This is a genomic window from Parashewanella hymeniacidonis (genome assembly GCF_016900895.1).
GTDB lineage: Bacteria > Pseudomonadota > Gammaproteobacteria > Enterobacterales > Shewanellaceae > Parashewanella > Parashewanella hymeniacidonis.
The window spans coordinates 1-8,303 of the sequence record NZ_JAFEUN010000141.1 but is presented as its reverse complement, the minus strand read 5'-3'; the positions used below and the strand labels follow the sequence as shown (position 1 = coordinate 8,303).

Here is an 8,303-nt window from a genome sequence, read left to right as displayed (position 1 = left end):
GTATGTTGTTAGCGGGAATCCAGTGACTTATTGCCTAAAAAAGAAAAAGTCGCTGGATTCCTGCCTTCGCAGGAATGACGGCAGAGCTATTTTTCATAAGTTATAAAATCACACATCGGGTATTCTTTAAAGATGTGATGGATCATGAAGATGAATACCTAAGCAAATGCATTGAAGGTGTGGTGCTCGCCTATTTCATTCAAGGGGAAGTGTGTACTTGCCCGTCACGTTTATTTGTTCACGAAGACATTTACCCGCAGTTCATTGAAAAAGTCATTGACCGTTCTAAAGCGATCGTACGTGGTAACCTGCTTAACACCGAAACCATGGTTGTTGCACAAGCACCACATGCGCAATTTGATAAAATCATAGGCTACATTGCTATTGGGCAACAAGAAGGCGCAAAAGTGTAACTCGGCGGCGAAGTTGAAACCGTCGATACCGAGCATCAAAATGGTTTCTACATTCAGCCCACGCGGCATTTGGAGGTTATAAAAAATCAGGTGTCTGCCGCGAAACCCATAAAATGGCTCTAGAACATTATCTGCAAACTAAGAACTTATTGGTGAGCTATGATGTTAACCCGTTAGGATTCTTTTAGAGTTTCTAATCACGGCCTTTATTTTACTAAGGAATAAAGGCCGATATAGAAAAGGTTTCAATGTAGAAGCCCTGACATGAGAAGTAATAGATACTCAAGGCTAACAGCAGCAAGCTTCGCACTATTAACCAAAACTATTTGGTCAATTAACCCACTAGTGGCCCCGCATAGGTGTAACTGATACTGGTGTCATTTTCCACTTTACGTTTTGGTTTTTTGGTTTTTTGGTTTTTTGGTTTTTTGGTTTTTTGGTTTTTTGGTAAAATGATTTTTTCGATTGAGATAAATGGCAAGAATTGCGCTGAGAAAAGGAACGAACCAAATAAACAGTAATTGATACACTCGCCGCATTTTGTTTTCGAAATAGGTACGAAATTCCACCACCGTAGCAATGAGGTTGAACAGACTAATAATGCCTAAAATCATGTATAAATAGAGGTAAACTTCAATCATAAACGAGCCTCGTTAAGATGAGTTGTGCCAATAAACAGAGCAATTATATTTGTATTTTTGAGTATCCTTATTGAGTGATTTTTTGTACTTCTATTTCAACTGAATAAATTATTGAAAACCGAAACACATTTCATAACGTATAGCCTAGATATCAAACTAAAGGTGAATCAAAATGTTTTCAATATTTAAGCGAGATCCAATTAAAAAGTTAGACAAACTGTACGAAAGTAAACTTGAAGAAGCCATGCATGCTCAGCGTAAAGGCGATATAAAATCCTACGCAATGATCACGGCTGAAGCTGAAAAAATAAAAGTACAAATTTTAGAACTAGAAGCCTCTGCAAAAGCATAAAGCAAACAACTCATTAGTGCTAGGTTGAAACTTTGGTGCGCAGCGACAAAAAGCCAACAGTATTTGTCCGGTTGAACTGTTTATACTTCGTCGATATTATTTTTGACTTCTCGTGGCTGACTGTATTTGAAAAAAGATTCATAACAATAACACCACTAATGATAAGGGAGATCCTCTAATATCGCAGCTTAATCCAATTTTTGGCCGTATAAATAGATTCAACAACAGCAATAAGTACAACACCGAGTCCCGACCAGATCGCATACGCAATGCCAATTGGAAGTGTCTTAAGTACAAGTGACAAACAGTAGAAAGCCACAGCATAGCCCACGGAAACTATTCCACTTGGTATGATTTCTTTGAATCCATTTGCAGTGACGTGGTCTAATGGATATGACCACGTCAGAATCATATGGGTTTAAATTGCGAAACATTGTGGCGTTATATAGATCTAGAGACTGTACATTACCGAATGAACACAGTTCTTTGCCCTATGTGACAGTTAACTTACCGATTAACAGAAAACTTAGAAATGCTTTAATGAATTGTGAAGGTGTCTTATCGAACTTATATAACACGATTCAAGACCACTACTTAACTTCGATTGAAACAAAGTCTCTTACCCGTCCAAACAATAGTCAATATAACTAGCGATGGAACGACTCTATAGCTGCTTTCTTCATTTTCCCTATTTCAAAATACGATTAATTTTCAATCAGCTTCACCAACAAGAATCACTCTTATTTTTGTTATCTTTGAAACATAACATATGCGTATTGGCTATAAGAAAATCGTCTTGCAGAGTACTCTCTATCGCCCTCTAATGAAGGTATCGTTTTCTATTACTTTGTCTTTTAAGGTTGTTGTTATGAAAACAAACAAGGCAATCCTGTCTGCACTCAATAAAGTACTTACGTTCGAGCTCACTTCTATCAATCAATATTTCTTGCATGCGAGAATGTTCAAAAACTGGGGATTTGAACAACTCAATGAAAAAGCATACAAAAAATCTATTGAGGATATGAAGCAAGCAGACAAACTTATCGAGCGTATTCTGTTTTTAGAAGGCTTACCCAACCTCCAGCACTTGGAGAGACTTAGGATTGGTGAGCACACAGAAGAAATGTTGGCATGTGATATTTCACTTCAAATGGATCAATTAACACTGCTTCGTGAGTCTATCGAGCTTTTTGAAAACGAAAATGATTATGTAAGCCGTGATTTACTTGAAGAGATTTTACAATACGAAGAAGACCATGTTGATTGGATTGAAACTCAGCAAATACTCATCAGTAACGTCGGCATTCAGAACTATCTACAATCTAATCTTGAAGAAGAGTAAGGGGATACTATGAAAGGCAATGACAAGGTCATCGACCTATTGAATAAGCAATTAACCCTTGAACTCACATCGATGGATCAATATCTCGCTCATTCAAAAATTTATGAAGACTGGGGGATAAATAAGCTGCATCAAAAGCTCACTCACGAATATGAAGAAGAGTTGGCTCACTCAAACCTTCTGATAGAACGAATTTTATTTCTAGAGGGCAGCCCTGACACAGCTTCGAGAGAGAAAATACACATTGGCAACAACGTCAGCCAGATGTTAAGCAACGATCTTGAAGCTGAACGAACCGTTGCAAAAAGTTTGAAAAACCTTATTGCCGTTTGCGAACAAGAACGTGACTATGAAACTCGTTTAATTTTACAAAAACTGTTAGATGATACTGAAATGGATCACATTTTTTGGCTTGAACAGCATTTGGGGTTAATTGAAAAGCTTGGATTACAAAACTATGTTCAGTCACAAATGGACGCAAACGTTTAATGCTCATTAGTCTGCACATTTTTTATGTGCAGACTTTTCTTGACCAAAAGTTAGCTTACTTCTTCAGCCTCTTCTAATTTACCAGCTGCAGCCGCTTTCTTTTGCTTAATATCAAAACCATCAAGTAACAGTAATAAGTCAGCAATATTAGCTTTAAAATCTGAATTAGCTTTAGTGGTTTTGCCTGTTCGGCGTTGTTCAATTGATTCTCTCAATGTCACTGTATCCAAGAGCTTTGAAAGCTCTGCTTCATTGAGTTCAGTGATCGAAAGCGGTTTTGATTTGGTCGTTTCATTGTACGTTTCTAAATGTTGTTGAAAACTTTCTTTTGCAGCGCTTAATCTATCCATGATTGAACTCCATTTTGATATTTATCCTATCAAAAATAGTACAGCCTGATTCACTATTCAATTTAAAACAGCATTTTCTCAGTAAACACAGTTTTTCCAATCAGTTAGATAAGGCACACAATGCTTCATCAGGAAAAAATCAGCTATTTATCTGGAATAAATCAAGTATTACCAACCTATCTATTTCATGGTGTTGTTTTAATTTGAAAATGGAAAAATTATGCGTACATCTATCAAACTGGTTTTAACTTTCTTACTTTCCACCATTTTTTTAAAGAATGGATTTTCTGCCTCAAATGAACACAACCATGAGTTCAAATTTCCTAAATCGAACATTACAGAAACAGTAAAAGTTTTCTTACCAGAAGCCTATAATGAGTCGAAAAGCACTTACCCTGTTCTCTATACTACCGCAGGTACTCGACGATTAAATATGATGGCACCAATGTTAGATTGGCTCACCCATGTTGATTGGAGCCCTATTCCACAATTGATTATTGTAACCGTCCCGACCATTAATGAAGGCATCGAGATGTTTAAAGATGACGGTGCTTCTGGCAAGTTTGATAAAGCGACCACCCAATGGCTTGGAGAAACACTTATACCGTTCATCAATGACAAGTATCGAACTCAGCCATTTCGAATTCTTGAAGGCTTTTCATCATATGGTAACTTTCCACTCTATGTTTACCAACATCAACCTGAATTGTTTCAAAGCTACATCAGTCTAAGTCCGGCTCTCGTATTGAATAAGAATAAACTTGTAGCGAGTTTTAAAACTACAAAAAATGAATCAAACTATAAACACAAATCTTTGTATGTATCTTTAGGAAGTTTCGAAGAAAACGCCCCCTTATTCCAAAACCTTAAATCTCACTTACAGACAAGGCAGCAAGAAAGATCACTCACATTCATCGATAATCATGATGAGTTTTATTTGCAGCCACCGGTAACGTCACTTACGCAAGCGTTAACGGCACTATTCTCAGATAGAACACCATCTCAGAGTCAATTGGCTGATTTATACAAACAACACGGGGTTAATGCAATTGACGACTACTTTCAAAGCCTATCTAAAAAATACGGAGCTAGAGTTTCAAGTGCGGCAGCAATCGAGACTCTGGCAGCACACTTTACTGATCAAAAAAATAAGCACTCAATCCAACTTCTTAAACTGCTTATAGAAAGAAAGCCTGACAATATTTATTATAAAGTGCGCTTAGCAGACGCCTTTCAATCTTTTTCTATGCAGCCTGAAGCAAAGGCAATGTTAAAAACAGCCATCAAGCAAGCTAAGTCACAAAAAAATGAAGAAGCTATTGCTTATTTAAACTCAAAACTCAGTGGTTTTGAGCAGCAATAGTTTATCCGTGCTACTGTGAAAACCATTCGCCATTTTTGACTTTGTTTGCGGTACGTAGTCCGTTAAAAATGGCGTTTCTTCAGTATATTTGTCGTAGATTTCAGGCTGTTGGTTTGGCTTAAATCGCCAGATATTGCACTGTTTATCTTGCACATAAAACCTGTCATCAATCGCAAGCATTTCACTTTGTAACCGGAATTGCTCATAAGGTTGAAAAGACTGAATGTGGCCGGAATTTAAATCTAAACTGAACACCTTGCCAGCTCGATCATTAAACAACAGCATATCGTTTATTTTCTGCGCCCACTCAATATCACCTTCATGCACAACCTCATCACTGAGTTGATTTATGCTCACTTCGCTCACTTGGTAGTTATCTTCTTTACCACTATTCAAAATCAACATTTGGTTTGAAGACGTAAACTGCAACAGGCGTTTAACATCGAACGAAAGCTCAAGCTTTTCTGGAGGAGAGATGAGATTGGTTTTCCATATATGGTTATCAGACAAAAAGAACAAGGTATCGCCTGATAAGCTCCAAATATAATCGTCAATTACCCTTGGATGGTTAGTAAGCCGATATTCATTGTCTCCCCTTCGCAACCAAATTTGTGATGAGCCTGATTTGTTACTTAAGAAACTCATGAATTCTGTATTAGGCTTTAAGTGTGCGTGATGATTATAGGATGATTGAGTACCCACCTTCTCAGTTTTAGCAGCTTGCTCCCACACAACTTGCTGCATTGGTGAACTAATCAACAATACAACAGAGTCATCAGTGAGTGACAAAACTTGTCTTATGGAACCTGTATCAAGGTGCTGATGCTCAATAACTTCGCCCTCATTGAACAAATAAATTGAGTTACGACTCGCTGCGATTAGCTGATGAGTTGGTGTAAAAGACACTGAGTTAATAATATGAGGAGCTGTATAATTGCTTTTCCGTAATAACTGATGATTGTCTTTGAACGTTAATTCTACTATTTTATTTTCAGGCTCCGACACATAAGCAAGTGTTTTTTTAGTCTTACCAAAAGCCCAATTAGAGACATTATCTGTGACTACGGCTTTCATTTGCTGTGTTTTACTATTCCACAGTAATAATGATGATTGTCTAAGTTTATCTTGCTGTTCGAAGATTATGTGCTCATCATCGAACACAACCGCTGAATGATTAAAAAACTGTGTGCACCCCATAAGTACTGACTCGAATTTATTTATTAAATCGAACTCAATAATTTCACTGCATTTACCAGCTCTGAAATGCTTAACCTTTGATAGCAACACCGTAGTGGGAGAAGAGAATGAAACCTTTCCCAATATTTCACCATCAAAAAGATAATTCGTCACACTCTCATTGAATCTGTTTTTGATAATAAGTTGCCAACGACCATCTTTTACCTTTTTTGTATAAGCCAATTTACTGAGATCATCAGAAGCTGTAACCGATGAGATTTTTGACATCTGAATATCAATGGGCTCAATCGAAGAGAAGTATTGTTTGGAATAACTTATTGGAGAATGAGTGCCATCCAACCAATAAAAAATAGTTGTAGGGACTAAAAAAACAAACAGCAATGCTAGGTAAATAAACGGTCGGATTTCTTTGCTTTTTTTGTTATTAGCTGCTTCATTCTTATCAGCTATTGTTAGCTGAAGAGGTTCAGGAGCATTTAAACAAACAGGGTTAATGCTGTACCCCAATTTAGGGTGGGTTTTAATAACAAGTTGTTTCTTGGCCGAATCGTCGAATAACTTTCGAAGTTGAGCAATGCACCTTTGAACCGTATTGTTTGCAACAAGAGTTCCTTGCCAAACTTGGTCCAATAACTCTTGTTGACTAACTATTTCACCTTGGGCGTTCACCAACACTTTCAAAACGGCACACAGTTTGGGCTCGACAGCTTCTACTTTGCCCTGATGATGTATTTCGTGCCTTACCCAATCAACTTTTTTATCTGCAATCCAGCTACTTTGCATTATTTATTATCATTATTTCCCTAATGCATTTAATTAGATAGCGATTTGAAGTTAAAAACAAGATCAAAAAAGCCCTTTTCAGGGCTTTATAGTGAATCAACAGCTTGAACTACTATGTTTGTGACCAAACAGCGAATTCATTTCCACTTGGCTCTGTAAAATGAAAGCGACAGCCACCCGGGAATTCAAAAACAGGACGAATAATTTCACCACCGTTTGCAGTAACTTTATCTTGTGTCGCCTGAATATCATCGCTATAAAACACTAATAACGCACCACCAGCCTCGGTAGTGTTAGCATGATCTGCTTGATAAAACCCACCATCTATTCCTTGATTTGAAAATGCAGAGTACTCATCACCGTAATCAACAAACTCCCAATCAAAAACTGAATGAAAAAAAGATTTTGTTGCTGATAAATTTTGTGACGGTAACTCAACGTAGTTTAATTTCTCATGTTGGCTCATGCCTAATTCCTTTTAGTATTATACCCATGATACTTGAAGATGCATGTTTCAGGACTTTTTCAGCGCCAATTCTTTGAGGCGCATTAGCGAAGGAATATCGGGATTCTTTCGAGCTAATGTAACAAAGAAGAATTGGCGCTGAGAAGTCCACGCAGTGCGAGTTGCACAGCTTGTTACTCTTCGTTGCCAGTGCTAACAATTGCTCACTATTGCCGCACTGTCGCCTTGATTAACAAGTTGTGCATTCTCGCTGAAATCGAGCATCTTCAGGTATCATGGGTATAAACCCCTGAATATTCAAAATCATAATAATGTTGGCCATTTTCGATACGAATCTTCATTTTTCCCGTTAATCCAGTCAAATCACTGGTTCCTGAATTTGGCACTACTTCAAGTATAAGCTTATCTTGACCGCTTTCCATAACACCAAAGTGTTGCAAAATAAAATGCCCAGATTTTCCTGATAAACTACCGGACACTTGTTCAATTGCTACGTAACCTGCAGATCCTTTAACAGAGCTCATAACAGACAACATTTCACCTTTGCTCTCAGCAGAGAGCTCACCATGAAAGCGCTTGTTGATCGACATACGGCCTAGATTATTTCCCTCGACACCTTTCGTGTAAGTATCCATCGGCTCAAGTGATACATCAAATGTCCCAGTTATTTTCATTACGGTTCCTTTCTATTGAGAAAAAATGTGAAATTTATTACAGATCAATAATACTGTGCATAAAAAAGGGCTATCCACTTAGCTGCACCTATGTCAATATATAGGAATGGCAAAGCCTTCACAATTGTTGCAAGCAGGTATTGATTACCCGAGGGATTGGGAAGAATTTGTAACATGGTTTTATGATGAATCAGTCTGTTTAAGCTTCCTAATCAATCTCAGATGGCCTTCAG

At 37.6% G+C, this 8,303-nt stretch carries 9 protein-coding genes and 2 pseudogenes; 6 read left to right on the top strand and 5 right to left on the bottom strand.

All coding sequences use genetic code 11. The features are described 5' to 3' along the window. Nucleotides 1-119 precede the first annotated feature (119 nt). Together JQC92_RS19610 and JQC92_RS19605 are read left to right on the top strand one after the other, a co-directional pair. Nucleotides 120-601: pseudogene (locus tag JQC92_RS19610) on the top strand (aldehyde dehydrogenase family protein); the annotation flags it as partial. A gap of 625 nt (nt 602-1,226) precedes the next feature. Then, the gene (locus JQC92_RS19605; RefSeq protein ID WP_205001231.1) at nt 1,227-1,406 is read left to right on the top strand and encodes a DUF6435 family protein; all 180 of its coding nucleotides are present in this window, start codon (nt 1,227-1,229) and stop codon (nt 1,404-1,406) included. A 231-nt stretch (nt 1,407-1,637) separates the two neighbouring features. Here JQC92_RS19605 and JQC92_RS23325 read toward each other — a convergent pair. Continuing rightward, nucleotides 1,638-1,755: pseudogene (locus tag JQC92_RS23325) on the bottom strand (SMR family transporter); the annotation flags it as partial. A gap of 38 nt (nt 1,756-1,793) precedes the next feature. Between JQC92_RS23325 and JQC92_RS19595 the strand changes: the two are divergent. The 3 genes from JQC92_RS19595 (at nt 1,794) to bfr (JQC92_RS19585) (ending at nt 3,237) form a co-directional block, all read left to right on the top strand. After that, a complete protein-coding gene (locus JQC92_RS19595) occupies nt 1,794-2,057 on the top strand; it encodes a DUF3083 family protein (protein ID WP_205001229.1) in 264 nt (87 codons plus the stop codon). A gap of 217 nt (nt 2,058-2,274) precedes the next feature. After that, nucleotides 2,275-2,748, top strand: coding sequence for a bacterioferritin (gene bfr, locus JQC92_RS19590; protein WP_205001228.1), 474 nt, complete (start codon nt 2,275-2,277; stop codon nt 2,746-2,748). 9 nt (nt 2,749-2,757) lie between these two features. Beyond that, nucleotides 2,758-3,237 (top strand): bacterioferritin, encoded by a 480-nt coding sequence (bfr, locus tag JQC92_RS19585; protein WP_205001227.1) that lies wholly within the window; start codon nt 2,758-2,760, stop codon nt 3,235-3,237. 50 nt (nt 3,238-3,287) lie between these two features. Here bfr (JQC92_RS19585) and JQC92_RS19580 read toward each other — a convergent pair whose 3' ends face one another. Continuing rightward, on the bottom strand, nt 3,288-3,587 hold the full coding sequence (locus JQC92_RS19580; protein WP_205001226.1) for a hypothetical protein: 300 nt from the start codon (nt 3,585-3,587) through the stop codon (nt 3,288-3,290). A 220-nt stretch (nt 3,588-3,807) separates the two neighbouring features. On the opposite strand from JQC92_RS19580, the gene JQC92_RS19575 reads away from it, so the two are divergent. Next, the gene (locus JQC92_RS19575; protein ID WP_205001225.1) at nt 3,808-4,950 is read left to right on the top strand and encodes an alpha/beta hydrolase-fold protein; all 1,143 of its coding nucleotides are present in this window, start codon (nt 3,808-3,810) and stop codon (nt 4,948-4,950) included. Here JQC92_RS19575 and JQC92_RS19570 read toward each other — a convergent pair. The 3 genes from JQC92_RS19570 to JQC92_RS19560 form a co-directional block, all read right to left on the bottom strand. Continuing rightward, a complete protein-coding gene (locus JQC92_RS19570; RefSeq protein ID WP_205001224.1) occupies nt 4,921-6,930 on the bottom strand; it encodes a winged helix-turn-helix domain-containing protein in 2,010 nt (669 codons plus the stop codon). The genes JQC92_RS19575 and JQC92_RS19570 overlap by 30 nt on opposite strands. 112 nt (nt 6,931-7,042) lie before the next feature. After that, nucleotides 7,043-7,396, bottom strand: a complete 354-nt coding sequence (locus JQC92_RS19565; protein ID WP_205001223.1) for a VOC family protein — start codon at nt 7,394-7,396, stop codon at nt 7,043-7,045. Between the two features lie 266 nt (nt 7,397-7,662). Further along, entirely contained in the window at nt 7,663-8,070 is a 408-nt protein-coding gene (locus tag JQC92_RS19560; protein WP_205001222.1) for a DUF3224 domain-containing protein, read from the bottom strand. Nucleotides 8,071-8,303: the final 233 nt, after the last annotated feature.

What these genes read in the sequence shown, in the direction of transcription:
- JQC92_RS19605 (WP_205001231.1), top strand. Translation starts at nt 1,227, where the DNA reads ATGTTTTCAATATTTAAGCGAGATCCAATTAAAAAGTTAGACAAACTG.
- JQC92_RS19595 (WP_205001229.1), top strand. Translation starts at nt 1,794, where the DNA reads ATGGATATGACCACGTCAGAATCATATGGGTTTAAATTGCGAAACATT.
- bfr (WP_205001228.1), top strand. Translation starts at nt 2,275, where the DNA reads ATGAAAACAAACAAGGCAATCCTGTCTGCACTCAATAAAGTACTTACG.
- bfr (WP_205001227.1), top strand. Translation starts at nt 2,758, where the DNA reads ATGAAAGGCAATGACAAGGTCATCGACCTATTGAATAAGCAATTAACC.
- JQC92_RS19580 (WP_205001226.1), bottom strand. Translation starts at nt 3,587, where the DNA reads ATGGATAGATTAAGCGCTGCAAAAGAAAGTTTTCAACAACATTTAGAA.
- JQC92_RS19575 (WP_205001225.1), top strand. Translation starts at nt 3,808, where the DNA reads ATGCGTACATCTATCAAACTGGTTTTAACTTTCTTACTTTCCACCATT.
- JQC92_RS19570 (WP_205001224.1), bottom strand. Translation starts at nt 6,930, where the DNA reads ATGCAAAGTAGCTGGATTGCAGATAAAAAAGTTGATTGGGTAAGGCAC.
- JQC92_RS19565 (WP_205001223.1), bottom strand. Translation starts at nt 7,396, where the DNA reads ATGAGCCAACATGAGAAATTAAACTACGTTGAGTTACCGTCACAAAAT.
- JQC92_RS19560 (WP_205001222.1), bottom strand. Translation starts at nt 8,070, where the DNA reads ATGAAAATAACTGGGACATTTGATGTATCACTTGAGCCGATGGATACT.